Below are 26,468 nucleotides of genomic sequence, written 5' to 3'. Positions count from 1 at the left end.
CATCCGCCGCCCTCAGTCCAGCAGGGCCGCGACGGCAGCGCGGAAGCGGTCGGGGCCGCAGTCCCGTGTCACCGCCGCCAGCGCCGCCGTCCGCACGGAGCGCCACAGCCCGTCATCGGTCAGGAGCCGCGTGCAGGCCAGGGCGATCTCGGCCGGGTTTTCGCCCGTCAGCAGCTCCTGGCCCGGCTCCCAGCCCAGTTGCCGGGCCAGGAGCGGCGTGCCGACGACCGGCAGGCCGTGCGCCGCCGCCTCATGGACCTTGTGCGGGATGCCGGCGGCGAAGCGGGTCGGGGCAATGAAGACCCGGTGCCGGTCGTAGAACGGCTCCAGCGCCGGCTGCCGCCCCGCCACCACGGCCCGGCCGCCCACGCGGGCGGCCAGCCGGGCACTGCCCGCCGAGCCGACCAGGGTGACGGCGGCCCGGTCCCGCACCGCCTCGGGCAGCAGCGGCAGTACCTCGTCCAGGAACCAGAGGACCCCGTCCACATTGGGGGACAGGTCGGCATCCATGTTGCCGACGAACAGCAGGCCCGAGCGCGCCTCCGGTCCGGCGGGCGTGGGCGCCGCATCAAGCGCATGGCCGATCACGCGCACATCGGCAACGCCGGCCCGGCGCATCGCGTCGGCGTCCAGCGGGCTGACGGCGATCACCGTGTCGGCCTGCCGCGCCAGCGCCATCTCGCGCGCCCGCAGGGCCGCCTCCCGCGCCGCCGGCAGGGGCCGGCCGGCCAGCGCCGCCTCTCCCGCCAGCCGGTCGGTGAAGATCGCCTCGGCATCGTAGACGAGCCGCGCAGAACCGATCCGGCGCCGGCCGCCGGCCGCCAGGAAGGCGCGCATGTTGTGCGGACGGCTGACCAGGACCAGGTCGAAACAGCCGCCCCGCCCGGCCAGGAAGCGCTCGGCCAGGAAACGGTCAAGGGAGGGACAGTCGTCGCCCTGCACCACCTCCACCTCCCAGGGGACATGGCGGCGGATCGCCTCCCAGCCATAGGTCTCGGGCGCCGTGGTGACCAGGGTGACGGCCGCGCCGGAGCCCTGGATCTGCCTGAGGATGGCGAGGGCGCGGGGGAACCCGGCGCCCAGCTCCGGGGCCGGCGGCCGGTCGTCCACGATCAGCACCCGGCGGACGGGCGGCGGCCAGACGCGGCCGGCAAGGTCCGCCCCCGGCGGCTGCCGCCGGGCCAGGGCGTCGCGGTGCTTCGCCGCGAACAGGCCGCGGTTGCGGCGTTGCAGCTCCAGCGCATGGTCGCGCTTCTCGGAACTGCCGAATTCCAGATGGTTGACCCGCACCCGCGGGTCGTAGACCACCGCCAGCCCGGCCGCCCAGAGGCGCAGGCAGAAATCCGTCTCCTCATAGTAGGCCGGGCTGAAGGCGGTGTCGAACCGGCCCAGCCGCTCGAACACCTCCCGGCGGAACAGCAGGAAGGCACCGGAGCAGTAGTCCACCGTCCGCCGGAACATGTAGGGACCGGCAAGCGGATGGCCGCCGCGGCCGTAGCCCTTGCAGGTGCCGTCGTTCCAGACGATGGAGCCGGCCTCCTGCAAGCTGCCGTCGGGCAGCACGATGCGCCCACCGACGGCGCCGACCGCCGGATCGGAAGCCGTCTCCAGGGCCAGCCGCACGGCGTCGGGGGCGAGGAAGGCATCGCTGTTCAGGAGCAGCAGGAAGCGGCCCCGCGCCACCTCCGCCGCCTGGTTGACGGCCTGGAGGAAGCCGAGATTGTCGCCGTTGCGGATGATCCGCGCCCCGGCGCAGCACTCCAGCAGCCGGCCGGTGTCGTCGGCGGAGGCGTTGTCGACGACGATCAGTTCCCAGGCCGGCAGATCGGCGGCGACCAGGTGGCGCAGACACTCGAAGCTCAGCTCCGCGTTGTTGAACAGGATCAGCACGACGCTGACCTCCGGCGCCGCGGCCGGGGGCACGGTGAAGCGCCCCTGCCCCGCCAGGAAATCCTCCATGCGCGCCCGCGCCTCGCGCCGGAACTCCTCGCGGCTGCGGGCGAAGGCATGGTCGGCGGTGGACCGCTGGCGGCCGGCCCGCAGCCGGCGCAGCCGGTGGACCCAGCCCTGGAGCCCCGGGATGGAGGCCAGGGACCGTTTCAGGGTGGCGAGGAAGGGTCTGCCCGCTGGGGTCACGCTCGGTCTCCGGGCCGTCGGTCTTGCGCCGCCGCGTCAGGTCGGCGGCGGCCGGTATCGGCGACGATCAGTACAGGGCCGCGCGGCCGGAAGGCAATCCCGGGCGGCGGGGAGGCTTTGCCGCGCCGGTGCCGCTGTGCTACCAGCGGGCGGTGACGCCGGAGGCCGGCGCGGACAAGGGCTAAGGACCGGGGGACCGGGATGCAGGTGGAGACGACTCCGATCGACGGCGTGCTGCTGATCACGCCGCGGCGGTTCTTCGACGACCGCGGCTATTTCGCGGAACTCTACCAGGAGGAGCGTTACCGCGCCGCCGGGGTGGAGGTGCGCTTCATGCAGGACAACAAGTCCCTGTCGCGCCCGGTCTACACCGTGCGCGGCCTGCACTTCCAGCGCCCCCCCGTCGCCCAGGCGAAGCTGGTCCAGGTGCTGCGCGGCAGCATCGTGGACGTGGCGGTGGACATCCGCCACGGCTCCCCGACCTTCGGCCGGCATGTCGCCGTCACCCTGTCGGCGGAGGCGGGCAACCAGCTCTATGTCCCCGCCGGCTTCGCCCACGGCTTCTGCACGCTCGAACCGGATACGGAGGTCCATTACAAGGTCTCTGCCCCCTACTCCCGGGAGCATGACGGCGGCATCCACTGGGCCGACCCGGCGCTGGGCATCGAGTGGCCGGCCGGCCCCGACCGAGCCGTCGTCTCCGACAAGGACCGCGTGCTCCCCCGTCTCGCCGATCTCGGCCCGCTGTTCCATTACGAGGGCGGAACGGATGTCTGAGCCGATGGCACGGCGCCGCCTGCTCCTGCTCGGCGGCACGGGGCAGGTGGGCACCGCCCTGCGCCGGCTGGCGCCTGAGCGCGACTGGTCCGTTTCGGCACCGGAACGGTCTGCGCTGGACCTGGCGACGGCGGACAGGGACAGTCTCCGGCAGGCGGTCGCGGCGGCGGATCTGGTGCTGAACGCCGCCGCCTACACCCGCGTGGACCAGGCGGAGACGGACCGCGACGCAGCCGTCGCCGCCAATGCGACAGGGCCGGGTCTGCTGGCCCGTGTCTGTGCGGAGGCGGAACGGCCGCTGCTGCACCTCTCCACCGACTATGTCTTCGACGGCAGCGGCACCCGGCCCTACCGGGAAGACGATCCGGTGGCCCCGCTGGGCGTCTATGGCGCCAGCAAGGCGGCCGGGGAGGCGGCGGTGCGGGCGGCGGGACCGCGGCATGTGATCCTGCGGACGGCCTGGGTCTTCTCCCCCGACGGCGCCAACTTCCTGCGCACCATGCTGCGCCTGGGGCGGGAGCGGCCGGAGGTGCGGGTGGTGGACGACCAGCGGGGCTGCCCCACCGCGGCGGACGACATCGCCGCCGCCTGCCTGGGCATCGCCGACAGGCTGGCCGCGGACGGGCGGACTGCGGACCGGCCGGACGACGCCTCCCCCCTGTGGGGCACCTTCCACTTCGCCGGCGCCCCGGCGACGACCTGGCACGGCTTCGCCGCCGCGATCTTTGCGGAAGCGGAACGTCGGGGCCTGCCGGTGCCGCGGCTGCTGCCGATCACGACGGCGGACTATCCCACCCCGACCCGCCGCCCGGCCTTCTCGGTGCTGGACTGTACCCGCATCGAAACGACCTACGGGATCGCAGCGCCGGACTGGCGGGCCGGGGTACGGCGCTGTCTGGACCGGCTGACGGCGCACTGACGCGGCCCTGGCGGCACGCGCGGCCCTTGCGCCCCGGCGGCGGCCGATGCACACATCCGCGACCGGCCGCCGTCGGGCCGGATCTTGAGACAAGGGGACTGCGCATGGCCTTCACCGCCCGGATTCTGCTGCTCGGCTCCGGCGAGCTGGGTCGGGAGTTCACCATCTCGGCCAAGCGGCTGGGCTGCCATGTCGTGGCCTGCGACAGCTATGCCGGCGCGCCCGCCATGCAGGTGGCCGACGCGGCGGAGGTCTTCCCCATGCTGGATGCTGACCGGCTGCGCGCCGCCATCGAGCGCCACCGGCCGGACTTCATCGTGCCGGAGGTGGAGGCGATCCGCACCGAGGTGTTGCAGGAGGTGGAGGCCCGGGGCTTCACCGTCGTGCCCTCCGCCCGCGCCACCTACATGACCATGAACCGCGACCGCATCCGCGAGGTCGCGGCGGTGGAACTGGGGCTGCGTACCTCCCGCTACCGCTATGCCGAGAGCCTGGAGGAGGTCGAGGCGGCCGCGGCCCACACCGGCCTGCCCTGCGTCATCAAGCCGGTGATGTCCTCCTCCGGCAAGGGCCAGAGCACGGTGGAGACGCCGGAAAAGCTGGCCGCCGCCTGGGAGTATGCCGTCGCCAACATGCGTGGCGACCGCCGCAAGGTGATCGTCGAGGAGTTCATCCGCTTCGAGTACGAGATCACCCTGCTGACCGTGCGGACGCGGCAGGGCGTGCTGTTCTGCGAGCCGATCGGCCACCGGCAGGAGCGCGGCGACTACCAGGAATCCTGGCAGCCCGTGGGCATGGCCCCCGCCCTGCTGGCCGCCGCGCAGGAGATGGCGCGCAAGGTGGTGGACAATCTGGGCGGCTACGGCATCTTCGGCGTGGAGTTCTTCGTCACGAAGGACGAGGTGATCTTCTCCGAACTGAGCCCGCGGCCGCACGACACCGGCATGGTGACGCTGCTGTCGCAGACCCTGTCGGAATTCGACCTGCACGCCCGCGCCATCCTGGGCCTGCCGATCCCCGCCATCGACCTGCGCGGGCCGACCGCCTCGGCCGTCATCCTGGCCGACCGCGATTCCGACCGCTTCGGCTTCGAGGGGCTGGCCGAGGCGCTGGCCGCGGGCCGCCCAGACCGGAAAGTGCCGGACCAGACGGTCGATGTGCGCCTGTTCGGCAAGCCGACGACGCGCCCCTACCGCCGCATGGGCGTGGCGCTCGCCACCGGGACGACCGCCGACGAGGCACGCCGCACCGCGACCGAGGCCGCGGCACGGGTGCGCATCCGCTACGAATAGGGGCCGGCGCTCCGACCGGAAGCCGGGGCGGATCAGTCCGCCAGCCAGCGCCGCAGCAGGTCGAGGGTGACCATACCCTCCCCCTCCCGGTCGCCGGCCAGACGGACGAAGGGGGCGTCCGGCTCGCCCAGGTCGCTCAGCACGCAGAGCACCCGCTCCGCCGGGCCGGGCTCGGTGAAGGCGGAACGGGTGATGACGGTGGGCAGGCCGGCCGCCAGGGCGGCCTCCGCCCCCGCCGCCGAATCCTCGATGGCGACGCAGTCCGCCGCCGCGCAGCCGAGCCGCTCCAGGGCGTAGTGATAGACGTCCGGCGCCGGCTTCTTGTTCGGCACCATGTCGCCGGCCGCGATGACGGCGACGGTATGGGCGACGTCCCGCCCCGCCGTCGCCAGCAGCGCCTCCACATTCTCCGGGCTGGTGGTGGTGGCGATGGCAACCGGGATGCCGGCCGCGTGCGCCTCCAGCATCAGCCGCGCCACGCCGGGCCGCAGCCGAGCCTCCCCCGCCGTGATCAGGTCGGCATAGGTCCGGGTCTTCGCCGCGTGCAGCTCCGCCAGCGACGCCTCGGCCCGCGCCGCGTCGGGCGGGTCATAGGCCGCGATGTAGTGGAGCAGCCGCTCCTTGCCACCGGCCACCGCCAGGAGATCGCGGTAGAGGGCGGGGTCCCAGTCCCAGTCCAGGCCGAACTCCCGGAAGGTCCGGTTGAAGGCCTGACGGTGCAGTTCCTCCGTCTCGGCCAGGGTGCCGTCCACGTCGAAGAGGATGGCCTTCGGGCGCATGGGTTCCCTTTCTGCGGGGATGGGTGCCGGGTCAGGCCCGCCGCGACGCCAGGGTGGCGAGCGCGCCGGGCAACGCGTCGAAGTGGTCGATCACATGGTCGGCCCCCAGTTCGGGGACCGGCACACGGGAATAGCCGTAGGTCACGGCGATGACGGGCACCCCGGCAGCGCGCGCCGTGGCGACATCGTTCTCGCTGTCGCCCACCATCAGGGCCCCGGCCGGCGATGCTCCCATGCCCGCGATCGCCGCCAGCAGCGGCTCCGGCGCCGGCTTGCGCTGGGGCAGCGTGTCGCCGCCGACGACGGCGGCCAGCAGCTCCAGCAGGCCGAGATCGCGCAGCAGCTCGCGCGTGATCGCCTCGGGCTTGTTGGTGCAGACGGCAAGGCTGTGCCCCGCCCCGGCCAGCGCCCGCAGGGTGTCCAGCACCCCGGGGAAGATGCAGGCCGGATCGGCGGGGATGGCGCCGTAGATGGCCATGAAGCGGTCGAGGGCGGCGTCCTGCGCCGCCGCGTCGGGCAGGCCGCCGGTCGCCTCCAGCCCGCGCTCCACCAGCCGGCGCACGCCGTCGCCGACGAAGCGCCGCACCTGGGCCGCCGACACGGTCGGCCGGCCCAGATCCGTCAGCGTGCGGTTCAGCGCCTGCCCGATGTCGGGGACGCTGTCCAGCAGGGTCCCGTCCAGATCGAAGACCAGGGCCGGGAAGGCCTGGACGGTCCGGTCCGGACGGGAGGTCATCGCCGTGCTCCCGCTCACGCCGCAGCGCGCCCGGAGGCGTAGAAGGCGGCCATCTTCTCCAGCGGCAGCGGCTTGATGCGCGAGGCCTGGCCGGCCGTGCCGAACTGCTCGAAGCGCTCCTGGCAGAGCGCCTTGGCGGCCTTGGTCGCCTCGGCCATGAACTTGCGCGGGTCGAACTCGTCCGGCTTCTTCGCCATCAGGCGGCGGATGGCGCCGGTCATCACCAGACGCACGTCGGTGTCGATGTTGACCTTGCGCACGCCGTAGCGGATGCCCTGCTGGATCTCCTCCACCGGCACGCCGTAGGTCTCCTTGATGGCCCCGCCGTTCTCCCGGATGATCTCCAGCCAGTCCTGCGGCACGGAGGAGGAGCCGTGCATCACGAGGTGGGTGTTCGGGATGCGCTCGTGGATCTCCTTCACCCGGCCGATGGCGAGGATGTCGCCCGACGGCTTGCGGGTGAACTTGTAGGCGCCGTGGCTGGTGCCGATGGCGATGGCCAGCGCGTCCACGCCGGTGGCGGCGACGAACTGGGCCGCCTGCTCCGGATCGGTCAGGAGCTGGTCGTGCGAGAGCACGCCCTCGGCGCCGGAGCCGTCCTCCTCACCCGCCTGCCCGCTCTCCAGCGAGCCGAGGCAGCCCAGCTCACCCTCGACCGAGACGCCGACGGCGTGGGCGAACTCCACCACCTTGGCCGTGACCGCGACATTGTACTCGTAGCTGGAGGGGGTCTTCATGTCCTCCTTCAGCGAGCCGTCCATCATCACGCTGGTGAAGCCGGAGCGGATCGACTGCTGGCAGACGGCCGGGCTGCCGCCATGGTCCTGGTGCATGCAGATCGGAATGTGCGGCCACATCTCCACCGCCGCCTCGACCATGCGGCGCAGGAACGGCTCGCCGGCGTACTTGCGGGCACCGGCGGAGGCCTGGAGGATCACCGGGCTGTCGCAGGCGTCGGCCGCCTGCATGATCGCGTGGATCTGTTCCATGTTGTTGATGTTGAACGCCGGCACCCCGTAGCCATGCTCGGCGGCATGGTCGAGGAGCTGACGGAGGGAGATCAAGGCCATCGGATTCCTCCAGATTCTGTCGTTGCGTCGGCGGCGGTCGCGCCGTCGTTCCCGGGTCAGACGCGGCCCAGCAGCCGTGCCGTGCGCTGCGCCACGGCATCGGCGGTGAGGCCGAAGAAACGGTAGAGGTCGCCGGCCGGGGCGGATTCGCCGAAGCGCGCGATGCCCACCACGTCGCCATCCAGGCCGACATATTTGCGCCAGAGGTCGGGCGCGCCGGCCTCCACCGCCACGCGCGGCACGCCGGCGGGCAGCACGGACGCCTTCCACGCCGCGTCCTGGCGGTCGAACAGCTCGCAGCAGGGCATGGAGACGACCCGCGCCGCGATGCCGCGCGCGGCCAGCGCGGTCCGCGCCTCCATCACCACCTGCACTTCCGAGCCGGTGGCGATCAGCACCACCTCGGGCTTGCCGCCGTCGGCCTCCGCCAGCACATAGCCGCCGCGGGCGGCGCCGTCGGCCCGGCCGGGGCCGGACTGCGCCGGCAGCCCCTGGCGGGACAGCAGCAGGCTGCTCGGGCCGGTGCGGCGCTCCACGGCGGTGCGCCAGGCGACCGCCGTCTCCAGCGCGTCGCAGGGCCGCCAGACATCCATGTTCGGCATCAGCCGCAGGCTGGCGGCATGCTCGATCGGCTGGTGGGTCGGCCCGTCCTCGCCCAGCCCGATGCTGTCGTGCGTCAGCACATGAACGACGCGCAGCCCCATCAGGGCCGCAAGCCGCAGGCCGTTGCGGGCATAGTCGGAGAAGACCAGGAAGGTGCCGCCGAACGGCAGGTAGCCACCATGCAGCGCCACGCCGTTCATCATCGCGGTCATGCCGAACTCGCGCACGCCGTAATGGACGTAGCTGCCGCCGCCGGTCATCTGAACCGAGGCGGACCCCTTCCAGTCCGTGAGGTTGGAGCCGGTCAGGTCGGCCGAGCCGCCCAGCATCTCCGGCAGCAGACCGGCCAGGGCCTGGATCGCCTGCTGCGAGGCCTTGCGGGTGGCGACGGTATCGGTGCGGGCCGCCGTCTCGGCGATCCAGGCGTCGGCCGCCCTGGCGAAGTCCGCCGGCAGCTCGCCGGAGACGCGGCGGGTGAACTCCGCCGCCAGATCGGGATGCGCCTCGGCATAGCGGCGGAACCGCTCCTGCCACGCCCCTTCCAGGGCGCCGCCGCGACCGCGGGCGTCCCAGCCGGCGCGCACGTCGTCGGGGATTTCGAACGGGGCCGCGGTCCAGCCCATCTCCGCCTTGGCGGCGGCGGACTCGGCGGCCCCCAGGGGCGCGCCGTGGACATCGTGGGTGCCGGCCTTGGCCGGGCTGCCCCAGCCGATCACGGTCTTGCAGCAGATCAGGGTGGGCTTGCCGCAGGGCGTCACCGCCTCGGCCAGCGCCCGGTCCAGCGCCGCCGCGTCGTGCCCGTCCACGTCGCGGATGACGCGCCAGCCATAGGCCTCGAACCGCTTCGGCGTGTCGTCGGCGAACCAGCCGACGACATGGCCGTCGATGGAGATGCCGTTGTCGTCATAGAGGACGACCAGCTTCTCCAGCCCCAGCGTGCCCGCGAGCGAGCAGACCTCGTGGCTGAGGCCCTCCATCAGGCAGCCGTCGCCGACGAAGCAGAAGGTGCGGTGATCGACGATGGTGTGGCCGGGCCGGTTGAACTCCGCCGCCAGCAGGCGCTCGGCCAGCGCCATGCCGACGGCATTGGCGATGCCCTGGCCGAGCGGGCCGGTCGTCGTCTCCACGCCCGGCGTGAGGCCGTGTTCCGGATGGCCCGGCGTCTTGGAGTGGAGCTGGCGGAACCGCTTCAGCTCCTCGATCGGCAGATCGTAGCCGGTGAGGTGCAGCAGGCCGTAGAGCAGCATCGAACCGTGACCGTTCGACAGCACGAAACGGTCGCGGTCGGGCCAGGCCGGATCGGCCGGGTTGTGGCGCAGGTGACGGCGCCACAGCGCCTCGGCGATGTCGGCCATGCCCATGGGCATGCCGGGGTGGCCGGACTTGGCCGCCTCCACCGCGTCGATCGCCAGCACCCGCAGCGCGTTGGCGAGGCGCCGACGCTCCGCCGCGGAGAGGGTGTCGGGCAGCGTCGGGGCAAGGGCTTCCTGTGCGCCGACTTCTACGGTCGCGGTCATGGCAAATCCTCCGGGTGGGTTCGGGCGACGTCGGGCCACCCTTGTGCTTGGAATTCTAGAACGCCTTCTTCTTGCGATCCATGAGCTGCCAGATCATGGGGGTGAAGATCAACTGCATGGCCAGCGCCATCTTATCGCCCGGGCAGACGATGGTGTTGGGCCGGGACATGAAGCTGTCCTTCAGCATCGCCAGCAGGTAGGGGAAGTCGATTCCCTTGGGGTTGGCGAAGCGGATCACCAGCATGCTCTCGTCGGAGCTGGGGATGTCGCGGGCGACGAAGGGGTTGCTGGTATCCACCGTCGGCACGCGCTGGAAGTTCACGTCCGTCAGGCTGAACTGCGGGCAGATGTACTTCACATAGTCCGGCATGCGGCGCAGGATCGTATCGACCACGGCCTCCTGCGAATAGCCGCGCATGTTGCGGTCGCGGTGGATCTTCTGGATCCACTCCAGGTTCACGATCGGCACGACGCCGATCCTGAGATCGACATGGCGGGACACGTCCACCCGCTCGGTCTTCACGCAGCCGTGCAGGCCCTCGTAGAACAGGATGTCGGTATCGTCCGGCAGGGTCTCCCAGTCGGTGAAGGTGCCGGGCTCCTGGCCGTAGGGCTCGGCCTCCTTGTCGTCGTGCAGGTACTTGCGGACACGGCCCTGGCCCGTCTCGCCATAGTGGCGGAACAGCTCCTCCAGCTCCTCGAACAGGTTCGCCTCGGGGCCGAAATGGCTGAAGTCGGGCTGATTGTTCTCCTGCGCCTCCTTCATCTTCGCCCGCATCTCCTTGCGGTCGTAGCGATGGAAGCTGTCGCCCTCGACGATGGCGGCGGTGACGCCCTCGCGGCGGAAGATCTGCTGGAAGGTGCGGGTGACGGTGGTCGTCCCGGCGCCGGACGAGCCGGTGATGGCGATGATGGGGTGCTTGACCGACATGGTAGCTCCTGCCCGTCCGGGCTCAGTCCTGGGTGGCGGAAACGGGGGTGATGAAGACCGAGCGGGTGCCGAACAGCGGCGCCTCGAACTTCAGGTCCTCCCCCCGGTCGTAGGCTGCATGGTAGCGGTCGAGCCGCTCCACCTCGGCCTTGGAGCCGAGGATCAGGGGCACGCGCTGGTGCAGGCTCTCCGGCTTGATGTCCAGGATGCGCTGGCGGCCGGTGCTGGCCGCCCCGCCGGCCTGCTCCACCACCATGGCGATGGGGTTGGCCTCATAGAGCAGGCGCAGACGGCCGGGCTTGCAGGACGGGCGGGTGTCGCGCGGATACATGAACAGGCCGCCGCGGATCAGGATGCGGTAGACCTCCGCCACCAGACTGGCGACCCAGCGCATGTTGAAGTCCTGCCCGCGCGGGCCGGTCTTGCCCTCGATGCACTCCTCCACGTAGCGGCGGACGGGCGGTTCCCAGAAACGCTCGTTCGAGGCGTTGATGGCGAACTCGCACGCCTTCTCGGGGATGCGCATGTTCGGATGCGTCAGGGTGTAGGCGCCGACCTCGCGGTCCAGCGTGAAGCCGTGGACACCGTCGCCGAAGGTGGTGACGATCATGTCCACCGGGCCGTAGAGGGCGAAACCGGCCGCCACCTGCTGCGTGCCCGGTTGCAGGAAATCCTCCACGGTCGGTTCGGTCACGCCCTCGGGCGCGCGCAGGATCGAGAAGATGGTGCCGACCGTGACGTTGACGTCCAGGTTGGAGGAACCGTCCAGCGGATCGAAGACCAGGAGGTAGCGGCCGCGCGGGAACTGGGCGGGGATGACGTAGGGCTCCTCCATCTCCTCCGAGGCCATGCCGCAGACCTGACCGCCGAATTCGCAGTTCCGCAGGAAGATCTCGTTGGCGATGAGGTCCAGCGGCTTCTGCATCTCGCCATGGACATTGACCCCGGGCGCCGCGACGGTTTCCACCCCGATGGGGGTGTAAGGCTGCTTGAGGGAGCCCCGGGCGACGGCCGTCGCAATGAACTTGCAGGCGGTCTGCACATCGTTCAGCAGCGCGGTCAGCTCGGCATCACCGCGACGGCGGCGCTGATCCTCGATTATGAAGCGACTGAACGTCGTTCGACGATGCGGCATCTGATTCCCCCGTTCTCAATCCTGCCGGCGGTTCATTCGCCAGCTTGTCGGTTTCACCGCCGGAAGGACGGCGCCTATTGCGCGAAAACCCGGCTCTTGCGGATGTCCTCACCCGTGATCGTCTGCAATGCCGCCAGGTCCAGCGGCGCTCCGCGCGCCTCGAACAGCCGGTTTGCCTGACGCAGACGGGCACGGTCCAGCGCGTTCCGGATGGAGCGCGCATTGGAGAAACGCGGTTGTGCCATCCGGCGCGTGATGTAGTCCCGCATCGCCGACTCCGCATCCGGCGAGAAGCGGTAGTTCATCCCGTCCATCATCAGCCGCGCGATCTGCATCAGCTCTTCCGGCTCATAGTCCGGGAAGTCGACATGATGGGCGATGCGCGAGGCCATGCCGGGGTTGGACTTGAAGAAGGTGTCCATCCGGTCCTTGTAGCCGGCCAGGATGACGACCAGATCGTCCCGGTTGTCCTCCATCACCTGCAACAGGATCTCGATGGCCTCCTGCCCGTAGTCGCGTTCGTTCTCCGGGCGGTACAGGTAGTAGGCCTCGTCGATGAACAGCACGCCGCCCATGGCGCGCTTCAGCACGTCCTTGGTCTTGGGCGCGGTGTGGCCGATGTACTGACCGACCAGATCGTCGCGGGTGACGCTGACGACATGGTCGCGCCGGATATAGCCGAGCCCGTGCAGGATGCCGGCCATCCGCCGGGCCACGGTGGTCTTGCCGGTGCCGGGATTGCCGGTAAAGCACATGTGCAGCGGCGGCGGGTCCGCCTGCATGCCCAGGGAGCGGCGCGCCCGCTCCACCAGCAGCAGGGCCGCGATCTCGCGGATGCGGGTCTTCACCGGCTTCAGGCCGACCAGCTCGCGGTCCATCTGCTCCAGCATCGTGCCGATGCCGGACTCATGGTACAGCGCGTCCAGATCCACCGTCCGGGGCGTGCCTGCCGCCTCCGCGCCACCCGCCTCCGCCGCGGGACCGTCCATGGGCGTGCTCATGCCGACCTCCCGCCGGTGCTGGCCGGCGCATCCTCCAGCGCGGCGCGCAGGGCGCGCACCACCTCATGGTAGCCGCCATCGGCATCGCGGGCGCCGAAGATGGCGGACCCGGCGACGAAGGTGTCCGCCCCGGCATCCGCCACCGCGCGGATGTTGGACGGCTTGATGCCGCCATCCACCTCCAGCCAGATCTCCGCCCCCGTGCGTTCGGTGTGGGCGTCGATGCGGCGGCGGATGGCGGCGATCTTGTCGAGCGCCGACGGAATGAAGGACTGCCCGCCGAAGCCGGGATTGACCGACATCACCAGGATCAGGTCCAGCCGGTCCATCACATGGTCGAGATGATGGAGCGGCGTCGCCGGGTTGAGAACCAACCCGGCGCGGCAGCCCTGGTCGCGGATCAGCGCCAGGGTGCGGTCCACATGATCCGACGCTTCCGGATGGAAGCTGATGATGTCGGCGCCGGCCTTGGCGAACATGGGCACCAGGGCGTCCACCGGGCGCACCATCAGGTGCACGTCGATGGGCGCCTTGGTGCAGGGCCGGATCGCCTCGCAGACCAGCGGGCCGATCGTGAGGTTGGGCACGTAATGGTTGTCCATCACGTCGAAATGGATGACGTCGCACCCGGCCTCCACGACCCGCTGCACCTCCTCCCCCAGCCGCGCGAAGTCGGCCGAGAGGATGGAGGGGGCGAGGCGATGACGCCGCGGGGGCCTATCGGCCATTTCCCGTCCCCGCCTGATAACGCCGCCCCGCGGGGCTGGACGTGGCGTAGCTGCGGATCGTGTAGTGGACCTGCCGGCCCGCGCCCTCGTCGCGCACCAGCTCGAAGCCGGGCTCCTCGGCGGGGCGGTTGACGATGAACGACATGCGCACGGACTCGAACCCTTCCGAGCTGTCGAAGGCCAGCACCTTGACATACATGTCCGGGTGGGCCTTGCGGCAGGCGTCGATCTCCATCACGACACCCTTGGCGTCGCGGAGGTCGAACATGGGCGTGCCCCACATATGCCAGTAGTAGTTGCGCGGGTGCGGATCGTCCGTGTACTCGACCGCCACCGCCCAGCCCTGCTCAAGGGCGTACTGCACCTGCTTGGAGATCTCCGCGTCGGTCAGGTCCGGCAGGAAGGAGAATTGGCCTTGGGTCAACCGCATGGGTCTGGTCCTCTTCTGCAATCCGCCGCGATCAGGCGGGCGTGGGGGTGGGAACGAAATCGACGCTGTCGGTGGAGGCGTAGTCGAAGGTGACGTCCTTCCACGTCTCCAGCGCGGCGCGCAGCGGGCCGCACCAGCGGGCGGCGTCCTGAAGGATCTGCGGCCCCTCGTTCCAGATGTCGCGGCCCTCGTTGCGGGCCTTCACCATCGCCTCCAGCGCCACGCGGTTCGCCGTCGCGCCGGCCTGGATGCCCTCCGGATGGCCGATCGTGCCGCCGCCGAACTGCAACACCACGTCTTCGCCCAGATAGGTCAGGAGCTGGTGCATCTGGCCGGCATGGATGCCGCCCGAGGCCACCGGCATCAGCTTCTTCAGGCTGGCCCAGGGCTGGTCGAAGAAGATGCCGTGCTGGAGATTCTGCGGCACATGCGTCTCGCGGCAGGTGTCGTAGACGCCGCGGATGACATTGGGGTCACCCTCCAGCTTGCCGACGACGGTGCCGGCATGGATGTGATCGACGCCGGCCATGCGCATCCACTTGGCGATGACACGGAACGACACGCCGTGCGACTTCTGCCGGGTGTAGGTCGAGTGGCCCGCCCGGTGCAGGTGCAGGATCATGTCGTTCTTGCGGGCCCACTTCGCCATGGACTGGATGGCGGTGTAGCCGATCACCAGATCGATCATGATGATGACGCTGCCCAGCTCCTTGGCGAACTCGGCGCGCTCGTACATGTCCTCCATGGTGGCGGCGGTGACGTTCAGGTAGGTGCCCTTCACCTCCCCCGTCTCCGCCATGGCGCGGTTGACGCCTTCCATGCAGTAGAGGAAGCGGTCGCGCCAGTGCATGAAGGGCTGCGAGTTGATGTTCTCGTCGTCCTTCGTGAAGTCGAGACCGCCCTTCAACGCCTCATAGACGACGCGGCCGTAGTTGCGGCCCGAGAGGCCCAGCTTCGGCTTCATCGTGGCGCCCAGCAGCGGGCGGCCATAGACGTTCAGGCGCTCGCGCTCCACCACGATGCCGGTCGCCGGACCCTGGAAGGTCTTCAGATAGGCGACGGGGATGCGCATGTCTTCAAGGCGCAGGGCCTTCAGCGGCTTGAAGCCGAAGACGTTGCCGATGATCGAGGCGGTCAGGTTGGCGATCGAGCCTTCCTCGAACAGGTCGAGGTCATAGGCGATGTACGCGAAATACTGGCCCGGCGAGCCCGGGACGGGATCGACGCGGTAGGCCTTGGCCCGGTAATGGTCGCAGTTGGTCAGGCGGTCGGTCCAGACCACCGTCCAGGTGGCGGTGGAGGACTCGCCAGCGACAGCCGCCGCGGCCTCCTCGGCATCCACGCCGTCCTGCGGCGTGATGCGGAAGACGGCGAGGACGTCCGTGTCCTTAGGTTCGTAGTCGGGGACCCAGTACCCCATCTGCCGGTACTTCAACACGCCCGGCTTGTAGCGGGCCTTTGCGTCCAGCTGATCACCGGAAACACGGGTATCCATGGCGACTACCCCTATTGGTTGCTGAGGCATTTCCTCGATGGCCGCACCCTAGCTGGGGATTTTATCGAGGACAATTCAAATGGACTGGCGGTATCGTTGAGGGATCCCTAAACGATCTCGGGGTCGGCCATGTCCATCCGCAACGCCACGATCCGGCAGCTCCAGATCTTCGCGGCGGCCGCGCGCACGCTGTCCTTCGCCCGGGTGGCCGAGCAGTTCCGCCTGACGCCGGGCGCGATCTCCTTCCAGATCAAGCAGATAGAGGGGCTGTGCGGATTCCCGCTGTTCGAGCGGGTCGGCCGCAGCGTGGTGCTGACCGATGCCGGGGCGGCACTGCTGGACCATGCCACGGTGATCCTGAAGGAGCTGAACGACGCCGACCAGCAGATGGAGGCGCTGCGCGGCAGCACCGGCGGCAGTGTGACGCTGGGGCTGGTCAGCACGGCCAAGTACATTGTGCCGCACCTGCTGTCGCGCTTCCAGGCGGAGCGGCCGGGCGTGACCATCACCTTGCAGGACGGCAACCGCCGCAAGATTCATGCGGCCGTCATCAAGGGCGACGTGGACATCGCCATCATGGGCCGGCCCTCGGCCGAGGTGGTCGAGTCGGTGGCCTTCGCCAACCACCCCTCGACCATCATCGCCGCCCCCAACCATCCGCTGACCAGGGGCGGGCGGCTGCGGCTGCACGATCTGGAGAGCGAGCGCTTCATCGTGCGCGAGGAGGGGTCGGGCACCCGGGCGCTGATGGACGGCTTCTTCCGCAGCCAGGGCCTGACGCCGCGGATCGCCATGACCACCAGCAGCAACGAGATGATCAAGCAGGCGGTGATGGCCGGCATCGGCATCGCCCTGATCTCGCGCCACACCATCCAGCTTGAGCTGGGCATCGGCCTCCTGCGCGAGCTGGACATCGAGGGGCTGCCGCTGATGCGCGCCTGGTACGTGGTCCACCGTCGCAGCCTGCCGCTGCTGCCGGTCCACAGCCAGTTCCGCCAGTTCATGCAGGAGCGCGGCCAGTCCATCATCGACGACCTGGCCCGCCGGCACACCGGCCGTCAGCCGACGGCCTGAGCCGGCGCGGAGGGCCCATACCCCACCGCGCCGCCCTCCCCTGTGCCGCCCCTATGCCGCCCGGATCGCCGTCAGGAAGTCGGCGACCTGACGGCGCAGGGCCTCGGCATCGCGGGACAGGTCGTGGGACGCGCTGAGGAAGCGGCCGGCGGCGGCCCCCGTCTGCACCGCGGCCTCCTTCACCTGCACGATGTTCTCCGTGACCTCCTGGGTGCCCTGGGCCGCCTGCTGCACGTTGCGGGTGATCTCGGACGTGGTGGCGTTCTGTTCCTCGATGGCCGAGGCGATGGAGGAGGCGATCTGGTTCATGCTGGTGATCGTCGCCCCGATCCGTCCGATGGCGGCGACCGTGCCGTCGGTCGCGCTCTGCACGCTGGAGATCTGGGCCGAGATATCCTCGGTCGCGCTCGCCGTCTGGTTGGCCAGGGCCTTCACTTCGCTGGCCACGATGGCGAAGCCCTTGCCGGCATCGCCGGCCCGCGCCGCCTCGATCGTCGCATTCAACGCCAGCAGGTTGGTCTGGCTGGCGATGTCCTGGATCAGCCGGACCACGTCACCGATGCGGGCCGCCGCCTCGGCCAGATTCTGGACCGTGGCCATGGTCTGCTCCGCCTCCTCGGCCGCCTGCGCGGCGACGCTGTTGGAGCGGGCCATCTGGCGGCTGATCTCCTGGATGGAGGCCGTCATCTCCTCCGCCGCGGAGGCGACGGTCTGCACGTTGGCCGAGGTCTGCTCGGCCGCCGCGGCGGAAGCGCCGGCCTGCTGGTTGGTCTGGTCCGCCAGACTGGCCATGCCGTCGGCCGTGCGGCTGAGGTCCGTCGCGGACCCGCCGACGCGGTCGAGGACGCCGCCCACGGCCTGGTCGAACTGCCGGACCAGACGCTCGATCTCCGCGGCCCGGGCCTGTCTGGCCGCCTGTTCCTGCCGCTGCGCGGCCTCCAGCCGGCGCTGTTCGAGCGCACCCTGCTTGAACACCTCCAGCGCCTTGGCCATCATCCCGACCTCGTCGCCACGGTCGCTGCCGTCCACGGTCCGGTCGAGATTGCCGGCCGCCAGATCGCGCATGGCGGCGGCAAGGCCCAGGAGAGGGCCGGCAATGCCGCGCCGGGAGATGATCTGGGCCGCCACGGCCGCCGCCACGACGCCGACCAGCGTGATCGCGGCCAGCAGCCGGATCGCCGCCCAGGACCCCTCGGTCGCCGCTGCGGAGGCCTCGGCCATCCGTCGCTTCAGATCATCGGTCAGGGCGATGGTCGCATCCCGCACCCTGTCGAGGGCCGGATCGAACTTCTCGGCCATCAACCCGTTGGCGGCGGCCACATCGCCCCGGTCCAGCGCCGCATGGATGGCCGGAACATGGGCCATCATGCCGTCGAACAGACGTTGCAGCTCGGCCGCATCCCCCGCCAGCGACGGCATGATGCTGACCAGCGTCGCCACCCGCTGGGCGAAGGCGTCGCTCAGCTCCTTCGTCGACTGCGCGACCGTCGCCCGCTCGCCCTTGTCGGTCACGGCGATGGCCTTGTACATGTTGCGCCCGACCCGCATGGTCGTGACCGTCAGACGGGGCCCCCAGGTCGCGGCCTCTACTTCGCTGGCAATAAGGCTGGCGTAGCGCGCATCAATCGAGCGCAGTTTCATACCGGAGAATGCAGAAATCACCACGCAGATCAGAAGCATGAGCGCGACCACGCCCATGATCTTCACGGAGATCTTGAGATTCTTCATCGGCCCACCCCAGCATTTCTGACGAGCCCCGATCTGCGTCGGATTTCATCGCCCCGGAACGCGCAAGGTTAGGACACCAGGAGTTACTGCCCCGTTAACCGGTCTTGTCTTTCTGGACTCTGGAAATTTCCCAAGGCCATCGCCCGCCGGACACGGAAGACATGAACCGGACAGGGCTTTCTTATGCCACCTCTTTCCCATCACCAGAAGGATGCCGGGTTTCCTATCGAGGGAGATGCGCCTGGAGGATGGCGTCGATCATGGCGGCGTCGAACGGCTTGGGCAGGGTGGCGCGGGCACCCAGGCTGAGGGCGAGCTGGAACTGGTCGATCCCGTCATGATGACTGTCCCCACTCATCACGATGACGGCCAGACCCGCCCGGCGCGGGTCGAGGGCGTGCAGCAGGTCGATGCCGGTGCCCCCGGCCATGAAGATGTCGGTGAACAGGAGGTCGGGCGGGCTGTCCCGGACGGCGGCCACCCCTTCACCGCCGCTGGCGGCTTCCCGGACGGACCAGCCGCGCTGATGCAGAAGCCGGCGGAGCAGCCGGCGGATATCGGGATCGTCGTCCACCACGAGGGCGGCTGGCATGGAGATGGCTTTCCTGATGCGGCAGCGCAGGAGCCATCATGCACGATCCCGGTGTCGCCGGAATGGACGGCTCATGTCGGATTGTGTCGGATTGTTTCCTGCGGCATCACCCCGGCGCGGATGAGCGCGTCCGCCAGACTGGCCAGGGCCAGCGGCTTGCGCACGAAGACGTCCGCCCCGATCTGCCCGGCTTCGACCCCCAGGTCGAAGCCGCTCATCTGGATGACACGGGGAACGCCGGCAGCGCGGGCCGCAGCGATCAACTGGCGCACGGACCCGCCGGGCATCGAGTGGTCGGTCAGCAGCAGGTCGGGCGGCAGGCCCCGGCGGTCCAGATCCGCCAGCGCCTCGCCGATGTCCGCCGCGGCCGCGACCTCCAGCCCCAGCCGGCGCAGCAGGCGGCAGGCGACGATGCGGACATCGGGATCGTCGTCCACCACCAGGGCGGCACCGCGGAAGGCAGGGGTCGTGCCCTCCTCCCCCGCCACGGTGGCGGTCCCGTCATCACCGGCCAGGGGCAGGTGGACGGTGAAGGTCGTGCCCTCCCCCGGGACCGAGCGCACCGCGATGTCGCCGCCCCAGGCGGAAGCGATCCCATAGGCGACCGAAAGGCCGAGGCCGGTGCCGCGGCCCGCCGGCTTGGTGGTGAAGAACGGCTCGAAGACCCGGCTGCGCACGGACTCGGGCATGCCGGGACCGTCATCCGCGACGCTGATCGCGGCGCAGCGGCGCTCGCCCGCCACCCCGTCCGCCACCCCGTCCGCCGTCCCGGCCTCGGGGCGGAGGACGATGCCGACCGTCACGGCAATGTGCCCGCCCTGCTCCTGCAAGGCGTCGGCGGCATTCTTGATCAGATTGACCAGCACCTGTTGCAGACGGCCGGCATCCCCCCGGACCCGCAGATCCGGCGGCACCGGCGCGACCGTCAGCCGGACGGTCGAAGGCAGGCTGGAGCGCAGGAGCTTCACGCTTTCCGCCACCGCCTCGGCCACCGGCACGGGGCCCAGCGCCTCGCTCCCGGGGCGGCTGAAGGCCAGCATCTGGGCGACGATGTCGCGCGCCCGCCGGGCCGCCCGGTGGATCACCTCGACATCCTCGCGGTCCTGCGAGCCCTCCGGCAGGCTGGACAGCAGCAGGTCGGCATAGCCCAGGATGGGCGTGAGCACGTTGTTGAAGTCGTGTGCGATGCCGCCGGCCAGCGTACCGACCGTGCGCAGCTTGTCGGCCTGCTGCAACTGCCCGCGCAGGGCCGCCTCGCGCTCCTCCCCGGCCCGGCGCAGGGTCAGATCGCGCAGCATGGCGATGTGGACGGGACGGCCGCCCAGCCGCGCCGCGGTGACGGTCAGATCGACCGGGAACGGGGTGCCGTTGCGGCGGCGCCCCTCCAGCTCGCGCGGCAGCCGGCGGACACCGCCGCCCGCCCGCAGCAGATCGTCGGGCGGGGGGCCCGCCTCCCCGGCATCCTCCGCCGGCCCGCCGGCGATCAGGACGGAGAAGGGCTGACCGTCCAGCGCAGCCGCATCCCAGCCGAACATGGTTTCCGTGGCGCGGTTCGCCGAGGTGATCCGCCCCTCCTGGTCCAGGGTCAGGATCGCGTCCGGCACGGTATCCAGGATGGCGGCGTTGCGCGACTTCTCGTCGGCAATGTCCTGCGACTGGCGGGCGGATTCCGACAGGAGCCGTGTCTCCACCTGCTCCGACGCGGCGGTGTTGCGGCGCACGAGGCCGACCATCGGACGGAAGACGGCCACGGCCAGGACCAGCAGCAGGACAAGGGTCACGAGCCAGACCGCCAGTTCGACCTGCCGCACCACGGCCAGATTGCGCTCCGCCTCGTCCTCGTAGAGCTGAACGGCTGCCTCCAGCGCCTCCAGCAGCGGCCCCGTGCCGGTCTGTCGCAAATCCTCCCAGGCCGGATCGTCGGGTCCCACGGACCCGGCCGGAAGATCCAGCAGCGCCCTGGCCCTGTCGATGTAACCGTGCAGACGGAGGTCCAGGGCGTGCGGCGGCTGCCGGTACAGCCTCTCCAGATCCGTGCTCGGCTCGACCAACGGAGCCAGCGGCAGCGACAGCCCCAGCAGCCGGTCATGGGCGGCCAGCATGCGGTCGATCAGGTCCTCGACGGCGGCCCGCCGGTCGCTGCGGGTCGCCTCGTCCGGCGCATCCAGATAGTCGTGGACCAGGACCAGCAGGCGCTGGCTCTTCATGCGCTGGCGGCCGGCGCTGTTGATCACCTCCGCGAAGATCTCCTGCGCCTCGACCACAAGGCTGGTGGTGATGAACTTGGTGGAGGCCAGCAGCGCCAGCAGAACCAGCGCCGGCACGTAGAGCAGGGTCAGGCGCCGGGCCAGGGCCGCCGATGACAGGCGGACCTCTTCGAGGCCGGTCGGGCTGGACGGGATGGCCGACATGGCATCCGGGCTCTGTGCGTAACCGGACCGGAGCGTAACACGCGCGCGCGCCGGACAACAACCCACACGCGCGCCGCGCACTCGGGACACACACCGACACATTGCGACACCCGCCGTCCATCGGGGCGACATGCGCGCCGGGCACTCTGGACCCATTCGAAGCACCGGGGACGACGATGGGCACCGCGCTGATTGCCGAGGACGACAGCCAGATCCGCGATCTGGTGAGCCGGTGGCTGGAAGGCAGCGGCTGGCGGGTGGTGGCCGTCGATGACGGCCGCGATGCCATCCAGCTTCTGGCGGAGACGCCGGTGGATCTGGTCGTGGCCGACCTGTTCCTGAAGGGCGACTGCGGGCTGGGGTTGCTGCGCCGGGTCAATCCGCACCTGACCGGCATGCCCGTCATCATCCTGGGCCAGGGCGGCGACGACAGCGCCCTCGACTACGGCCGCATCGCCACCCTGCTGGGGGCGGCCGGCGTGCTGCCCAGGCCCTTCGGCCGGAGCGAGTTTCTCCACACCCTTGCCGCGGCCCTGGAGCCGCGGGCCCCAGGAGGCCAGCCATGAGCACGACCGCGACCGCTCCGCAGGAGCCTGTGACCCTGGTGGTGGTGGACGACGATGCGGAGGTCCGCACCCTGCTGTCCCGCGGGCTGTCGCGGGCCGGCTTCTCCGTGCTGACGGCCGCGGACGGGTTCGCCGGACTGTCGCTGCTGGCCCGCCGCCCGGACGTCCGCGGCGTGCTGGCCGACGTGCTGATGCCGGGACTGGACGGGCCGGGCTTCGTCAGCATGGCGCGCAGCCAGGGGCTGGGCACCGCCGCCAGCTATTATCTGATGTCCGGCGCTCCCGGACTGGTGGACCGCGGCCTCGTGGCGGAGCTGGCGATCACCGGAACCATTCCGAAGCCCTTCTCCCTGGCCGAGCTGGCACAGCGGATCGACGCCGACCTGCGCCGCACGCCCCCGGCGGAGCCGGCGGAGGAGCCGCCCGCCCCCTGGGTCTCGGCCGGGATCGGCTGGATGCTGCGGGCGCTGGACTGGAAGGACCACGAGACCGGCGCCCACTGCCGCCGTGTCGCCGTCTATGCCGGTCTGGTCGCGGCGGCCATGGGCCTGCCGCCGGCGCTGGCGGAGGACATCCGGCGCGCGGCTCCCCTGCACGACATCGGCAAGATCGGCGTGCCCGACGCCATCCTGGGCAAGCCCGGCCCGCTCGATCCCGGCGAGGTCGCGCTGATCCGTCGGCACACCGTGATCGGGCACGCCATCCTGGCCTCGGAGGCGCACCCGCTGGCCACGCTGGCGGCACAGATCGCCCTGCACCACCACGACCGCTTCGACGGCAGCGGCTATGCGCCGCTCGCCGGCCACGCGATCCCGCTGCCGGCGCGGATCGTGGCCCTGGCCGACACCTACGACGCGCTGCGCTCGCCGCGGCCCTACAAGGCGGCCCTGTCCCACCAGGAGGCGGTGCGCGCCATCACCGTGGGCGACGCGCGCACCGTGCCGGCACACTTCGACCCCGCTGTCCTGGAGGCGTTCGAAAAATGCCTGCCCCAGGTGGCGGCCGTGCCGCGCTGAAGTACCTCTGGATGCGCCCCGGCGGTGCGGCTACTCTCTGCCCCGATGGATTGGGGTGCGGGAATGCCGATCGCACGCATTCTGCTGGTCGAAGACGATGACGATATCCGGGCCCTGGTGATCCGGGTGCTTTCCGGCGCCGGCTTCGCGGTCGAGGAGGCCCCGTCCGGCGCCCGGGCGATGGAGGCGGCCGCGGACACCCGGCCCGATCTGGCGATCGTCGATCTGGGCCTGCCCGACATGGACGGGCTGGCCGTGGTGCGGGAACTGCGTCAGCACCTGCGCTGCGGGGTCATCATCCTGAGCGGCCGCTCCGACCCGATGGAGCGGATCATCGGCCTGGAAGTGGGGGCGGACGACTATGTCCCGAAACCCTTCGAACCGCGCGAGCTGCTGGCCCGGGTGAAGAGCGTGCTGCGCCGGCTGGAACCGGCCGGACCCGACCGGCCCGCGGCGCCGACGGCCGCGGCCCCGCCCCCGGGGAGCGCACCGGCAACGGCCGCCGCTCCCGACGGCGGCGGGCCCGTCTACCACTTCGACGGCTGGACGCTGGACAGCCGCGCCCACATCCTGATCCGCCCGGACGGCGGGCACGAGGATCTGACGACGGGCGAGTTCACCCTGCTGCTGGCCCTGGTGGAACGGGCCGGGCGGGTGCTGAGCCGGGACCAGCTGCTGGACGCCACGCACGGCCACAACACACCGGCCTTCGACCGCAGCGTCGATGTCCAGATCGCCCGGCTGCGCCGCAAGATCCAGCGCGACCCCGACGCGCCGCCCGTGATCCGCACCGTCCGCAACGCCGGCTACCTGTTCGCCGCCCGCGTCACCCGGGGCTGAGCGGAAGCCGCGGCAGTGCGGGTGGCGGGGAGGATCAAAATACAAAAATGTACTGTATATACATGAACCTTAAATCCCATTGACACGATAGGAATTCGTGACCAGCATCGGTGCTGTCATCGCCCGCTATCACCGCCCGGCGGACGGGGACAGGGGGCGCCAGTCCGCAGGAAGGGACCGAGCATGGCCACGTCGCTGCACCCGTCGTCGTCCCATCGTCCCGCCACCTTCGTGGCCCCGGACCTGCCGGAGCCGGTGGCGCGGGTGGTGCGGCTGGTCGCCGACAGTCCCCCGCCGGCCAGCGATCTGACCGCCGTCCGGCGCCATTTCTCGGCCCTGCGCCGCTCCCTGGGGCCGGAGCCGCCGGACCTCGCCTCGGTCCGCGACGAGGAGATCCGGGGGCCGGGCGGGCCGCTCCGGCTCCGCCTCTACCGTCCCTCCTTCACCTGGAAGCCGCAGCCGGCCCTGCTCTATCTGCACGGCGGCGGCTGGACCTTCGGCGACCTGGAAAGCCACGACACGCTGTGCCGCCAGCTCGCCCGGGCGACGGGCCACACCATCGTCGCCGTGGATTACCGGCTGGCGCCCGAACACCCCTTCCCGGCACCGCTGGAGGATGCCTGGGCAGCCCTGTCCTGGCTGGTGGAGAATGCCCGGCTGCTGGCGATCGACCCGCTGGCGATCGGCGTCGCCGGCGACAGCGCCGGCGGCAATCTGGCGGCCGTGCTGGCCCTGAAGGCGCGGGATGCCGGCAGCCCGCACCTGAAATGCCAGGTCCTGATCTATCCCTGCCTGGACCTGGTCGCCTACCACCCCTCGCACCGGCTGCGCGAGACCGGCTACCTGCTGACCCGGGCGCAGTATCTCTGGTACGTCGGCAACTATCTGGGCCAGGGGACGAGCGCGCTCGACTGGCGGGTGTCGCCGCTGCGGGCGCAGGATCTGTCCGGCCTGCCGCCGACCGTGCTGGTCACGGCCGGGTTCGACCCGCTGCTGGACGAGGGGCGGGCCTTCGCCGGACGGCTGGCGGAAACCGGCGTGCCGGTCCTGCATTCCTGCCACCGCGACATGGTCCACGGATTCATCACCATGGGCGGCGCCCTGGCCGCCGCCAATCAGGCGATCGCGGAGATCGCCCGCGGGCTGGCGTCCTTCGATATCTACGGGCTGACCGACGGCGCCGGCATCTGACCCGCCCGCCCGCAGGTCCGCCCCCGCAGGTCTGCCCTGGAAACCCTTGCCATCACATGAGGCCGGCCATGGCGAATGGAATGGAGCGTTCCCGTCCCCCCTGTCCGGCCCGCTGAGCATGGTCCGGCCGACGGTCGCCATCGTGGGCGCCGGGGCGAGCGGCGCCCTGACGGCCCTGCACCTGCTGTCGGACCCCGACGGCCCCCGCCTGTTCCTGATCGAGCGGCGAGAGGGCTTCGGCCCGGGGACCGCCTATTCCACCGGCAACCCCGAGCATCTGCTGAATGTCCGCGCCGGCAACATGAGCGCCTTCCCTGACCGGCCCGGCCATTTCCTGGCCTGGATGGCGGAGAAGGGACCGGGACCGGTGGGCCCCGGAGATTTCGTGCCGCGCGGCGTCTACGGCGCCTATCTGCAATCCCTGCTGCGCGAGGCGGCGACCACCGCCAGCGCCGTCGGCCGGCTGATGCTGGTGAACGACGAGGCGGTGGGGGTGGAACCGGGCAGCCGGCCGCGCCTGCGCCTTGCCATGGGGCGGGACTTCCGCATCGACGCCCTGGTGATCGCCACCGGCAATCCGCAGCCGGAACCTCCGGCAGTGTCCGACAGCGGCCTCTACGCCTCCGACCTCTATGTGGCGGACCCCTGGCGGGCCGGGGCGCTGGACCGGTTCCGCCCGGACGATCCGGTGCTGCTGCTGGGCACCGGCCTGACCATGGTGGACGTCGTGCTGTCCCTGGAGAAGCAGGGTCATCACGGCACCCGCATCGCCCTGTCCCGCCGGGGCCTGCTGCCGCACCGGCACGCCCCGCCGCCGCCGATCCCGCCCGGCCCGTTGCCAGCGCTGCCGGAACGGCTGTCCGAGGCGCTGCATCTGGTGCGGCGGCTGGCCCGCGGCCCCAAGGACGCCTTCGGCCGCGGCGACGACTGGCGCAGCGTGATCGACGCGCTGCGTCCGGTCACCACCGGACTCTGGCAGGCGATGGACCTGGAGACGAAACGGCGCTTCCTGCGCCACCTGCGGCCCTGGTGGGACATCCACCGGCACCGGCTGGCCCCGCAGGTGGCCGACCGCATCCTGTCCCTCCGCGACCGGGGCAAGCTGCGGGTGGTGGCCGGACGGCTGCGCTCCTTCGTGCTGGAGACGGACGGCTCCGGCCGCACGGTCGCCGCCTACTGGCAGCCGCGCGGCGGCGACGGTCTGCACTGCGCGCGGGTGGCGCGGGTGATCAACTGCACCGGGCCGGGCGGCGACCTGTCGCGCGGCGGCCCGCCGATCATCCGCGATCTGCTGGGCCAGGGGCTGGCGCGGGCCGATCCGCTGACCCTGGGCCTGGACATCGATGCGGACGGACGGCTGGTCGGGGCGGACGGGGTGGCCGGGCGCTTCTATGCCGTGGGTCCGCCGACCCGCGGCGCCTTCTGGGAGACGACGGCGATTCCCGACATCCGGGTGCAGGCGGCCCGGGTGGCACGGACCGTTCTCCGCGACCTCGGCTGA

Annotated in this window: 23 protein-coding genes; 9 read left to right on the top strand and 14 right to left on the bottom strand. The window is 70.9% G+C overall.

Annotation, left to right across the window (positions count from 1 at the left end):
• Window positions 1–12 precede the first annotated feature (12 nt).
• The gene (locus ACFQPS_RS20330) at window positions 13–2,136 is read right to left on the bottom strand and encodes a glycosyltransferase (RefSeq protein ID WP_377361212.1); all 2,124 of its coding nucleotides are present in this window, start codon (window positions 2,134–2,136) and stop codon (window positions 13–15) included.
• A gap of 201 nt (window positions 2,137–2,337) precedes the next feature.
• Here ACFQPS_RS20330 and rfbC point away from each other — a divergent pair, with 201 nt between their 5' ends.
• The 3 genes from rfbC (at window position 2,338) to purT (ending at window position 5,124) form a co-directional block, all read left to right on the top strand.
• Window positions 2,338–2,913 carry a dTDP-4-dehydrorhamnose 3,5-epimerase gene (gene rfbC / locus ACFQPS_RS20325; protein ID WP_377361210.1) on the top strand — a complete coding sequence of 192 codons (576 nt, stop codon included), beginning with the start codon at window positions 2,338–2,340 and terminating at the stop codon, window positions 2,911–2,913.
• A 4-nt stretch (window positions 2,914–2,917) separates the two neighbouring features.
• A complete protein-coding gene (rfbD, locus tag ACFQPS_RS20320; RefSeq protein ID WP_377361209.1) occupies window positions 2,918–3,832 on the top strand; it encodes a dTDP-4-dehydrorhamnose reductase in 915 nt (304 codons plus the stop codon).
• Between the two features lie 104 nt (window positions 3,833–3,936).
• Window positions 3,937–5,124 (top strand): formate-dependent phosphoribosylglycinamide formyltransferase, encoded by a 1,188-nt coding sequence (gene purT, locus ACFQPS_RS20315; protein WP_377361207.1) that lies wholly within the window; start codon window positions 3,937–3,939, stop codon window positions 5,122–5,124.
• Between the two features lie 32 nt (window positions 5,125–5,156).
• Here purT and ACFQPS_RS20310 read toward each other — a convergent pair whose 3' ends face one another.
• The 10 genes from ACFQPS_RS20310 to ACFQPS_RS20265 all read right to left on the bottom strand — a co-directional run bounded on the left by ACFQPS_RS20310 (window position 5,157) and on the right by ACFQPS_RS20265 (window position 15,549).
• A complete protein-coding gene (locus ACFQPS_RS20310) occupies window positions 5,157–5,903 on the bottom strand; it encodes an HAD-IA family hydrolase (RefSeq protein WP_377361205.1) in 747 nt (248 codons plus the stop codon).
• Window positions 5,904–5,934: 31 nt separating this feature from the next.
• Entirely contained in the window at window positions 5,935–6,639 is a 705-nt protein-coding gene (gph, locus tag ACFQPS_RS20305) for a phosphoglycolate phosphatase (RefSeq protein WP_377361203.1), read from the bottom strand.
• Window positions 6,640–6,653: 14 nt separating this feature from the next.
• Window positions 6,654–7,709, bottom strand: a complete 1,056-nt coding sequence (gene fba, locus ACFQPS_RS20300) for a class II fructose-bisphosphate aldolase (protein WP_377361201.1) — start codon at window positions 7,707–7,709, stop codon at window positions 6,654–6,656.
• Between the two features lie 56 nt (window positions 7,710–7,765).
• The gene (gene tkt, locus ACFQPS_RS20295; protein WP_377361198.1) at window positions 7,766–9,829 is read right to left on the bottom strand and encodes a transketolase; all 2,064 of its coding nucleotides are present in this window, start codon (window positions 9,827–9,829) and stop codon (window positions 7,766–7,768) included.
• A gap of 55 nt (window positions 9,830–9,884) precedes the next feature.
• Window positions 9,885–10,760, bottom strand: coding sequence for a phosphoribulokinase (locus ACFQPS_RS20290; protein WP_377361196.1), 876 nt, complete (start codon window positions 10,758–10,760; stop codon window positions 9,885–9,887).
• A gap of 22 nt (window positions 10,761–10,782) precedes the next feature.
• The gene (locus ACFQPS_RS20285) at window positions 10,783–11,895 is read right to left on the bottom strand and encodes a class 1 fructose-bisphosphatase (RefSeq protein WP_377361194.1); all 1,113 of its coding nucleotides are present in this window, start codon (window positions 11,893–11,895) and stop codon (window positions 10,783–10,785) included.
• Window positions 11,896–11,969: 74 nt separating this feature from the next.
• Entirely contained in the window at window positions 11,970–12,896 is a 927-nt protein-coding gene (gene cbbX / locus ACFQPS_RS20280; protein WP_377361192.1) for a CbbX protein, read from the bottom strand.
• Window positions 12,893–13,624, bottom strand: coding sequence for a ribulose-phosphate 3-epimerase (gene rpe, locus ACFQPS_RS20275; RefSeq protein WP_377361190.1), 732 nt, complete (start codon window positions 13,622–13,624; stop codon window positions 12,893–12,895). The genes cbbX and rpe overlap by 4 nt, the downstream gene beginning before the upstream one ends.
• On the bottom strand, window positions 13,614–14,054 hold the full coding sequence (locus tag ACFQPS_RS20270; RefSeq protein WP_012569174.1) for a ribulose bisphosphate carboxylase small subunit: 441 nt from the start codon (window positions 14,052–14,054) through the stop codon (window positions 13,614–13,616). Before ACFQPS_RS20270 ends, rpe begins: the two co-directional genes overlap by 11 nt.
• Before the next feature lie 31 nt (window positions 14,055–14,085).
• A complete protein-coding gene (locus ACFQPS_RS20265; RefSeq protein WP_012569173.1) occupies window positions 14,086–15,549 on the bottom strand; it encodes a form I ribulose bisphosphate carboxylase large subunit in 1,464 nt (487 codons plus the stop codon).
• A 129-nt stretch (window positions 15,550–15,678) separates the two neighbouring features.
• On the opposite strand from ACFQPS_RS20265, the gene ACFQPS_RS20260 reads away from it, so the two are divergent.
• A complete protein-coding gene (locus tag ACFQPS_RS20260; RefSeq protein WP_377361188.1) occupies window positions 15,679–16,623 on the top strand; it encodes a LysR family transcriptional regulator in 945 nt (314 codons plus the stop codon).
• Window positions 16,624–16,674: 51 nt separating this feature from the next.
• Here the strand turns inward: ACFQPS_RS20260 and ACFQPS_RS20255 are convergent, their stop codons facing one another.
• From ACFQPS_RS20255 to ACFQPS_RS20245, 3 genes are all read right to left on the bottom strand, one after another.
• The gene (locus tag ACFQPS_RS20255) at window positions 16,675–18,351 is read right to left on the bottom strand and encodes a methyl-accepting chemotaxis protein (RefSeq protein WP_377361186.1); all 1,677 of its coding nucleotides are present in this window, start codon (window positions 18,349–18,351) and stop codon (window positions 16,675–16,677) included.
• Between the two features lie 223 nt (window positions 18,352–18,574).
• On the bottom strand, window positions 18,575–18,943 hold the full coding sequence (locus ACFQPS_RS20250) for a response regulator (protein ID WP_377361184.1): 369 nt from the start codon (window positions 18,941–18,943) through the stop codon (window positions 18,575–18,577).
• Between the two features lie 71 nt (window positions 18,944–19,014).
• Entirely contained in the window at window positions 19,015–21,354 is a 2,340-nt protein-coding gene (locus ACFQPS_RS20245) for an ATP-binding protein (RefSeq protein ID WP_377361183.1), read from the bottom strand.
• 176 nt (window positions 21,355–21,530) lie between these two features.
• Here ACFQPS_RS20245 and ACFQPS_RS20240 point away from each other — a divergent pair, with 176 nt between their 5' ends.
• From ACFQPS_RS20240 to ACFQPS_RS20220, 5 genes are all read left to right on the top strand, one after another.
• Complete coding sequence (locus ACFQPS_RS20240) at window positions 21,531–21,920, top strand: response regulator (protein ID WP_377361181.1); 390 nt, start codon at window positions 21,531–21,533, stop codon at window positions 21,918–21,920.
• Window positions 21,917–22,936 (top strand): HD domain-containing phosphohydrolase, encoded by a 1,020-nt coding sequence (locus tag ACFQPS_RS20235; RefSeq protein ID WP_377361179.1) that lies wholly within the window; start codon window positions 21,917–21,919, stop codon window positions 22,934–22,936. Before ACFQPS_RS20240 ends, ACFQPS_RS20235 begins: the two co-directional genes overlap by 4 nt.
• A 63-nt stretch (window positions 22,937–22,999) precedes the next feature.
• Window positions 23,000–23,776: a response regulator transcription factor gene (locus tag ACFQPS_RS20230; protein ID WP_377361177.1), complete on the top strand. Its 777-nt coding sequence runs from the start codon at window positions 23,000–23,002 to the stop codon at window positions 23,774–23,776.
• Between the two features lie 183 nt (window positions 23,777–23,959).
• The gene (locus ACFQPS_RS20225) at window positions 23,960–24,967 is read left to right on the top strand and encodes an alpha/beta hydrolase (protein WP_377361175.1); all 1,008 of its coding nucleotides are present in this window, start codon (window positions 23,960–23,962) and stop codon (window positions 24,965–24,967) included.
• Window positions 24,968–25,013: 46 nt separating this feature from the next.
• Window positions 25,014–26,468, top strand: coding sequence for an FAD/NAD(P)-binding protein (locus ACFQPS_RS20220; protein WP_377361173.1), 1,455 nt, complete (start codon window positions 25,014–25,016; stop codon window positions 26,466–26,468).

Origin of the sequence: Rhodocista pekingensis, from assembly GCF_042665545.1 — a bacterium.
GTDB classification, from domain to species: Bacteria; Pseudomonadota; Alphaproteobacteria; order Azospirillales; family Azospirillaceae; genus Rhodocista; species Rhodocista pekingensis.
Note: the sequence above shows the minus strand (reverse complement) of the source record. Positions and strands in the feature narration are given on the sequence as shown.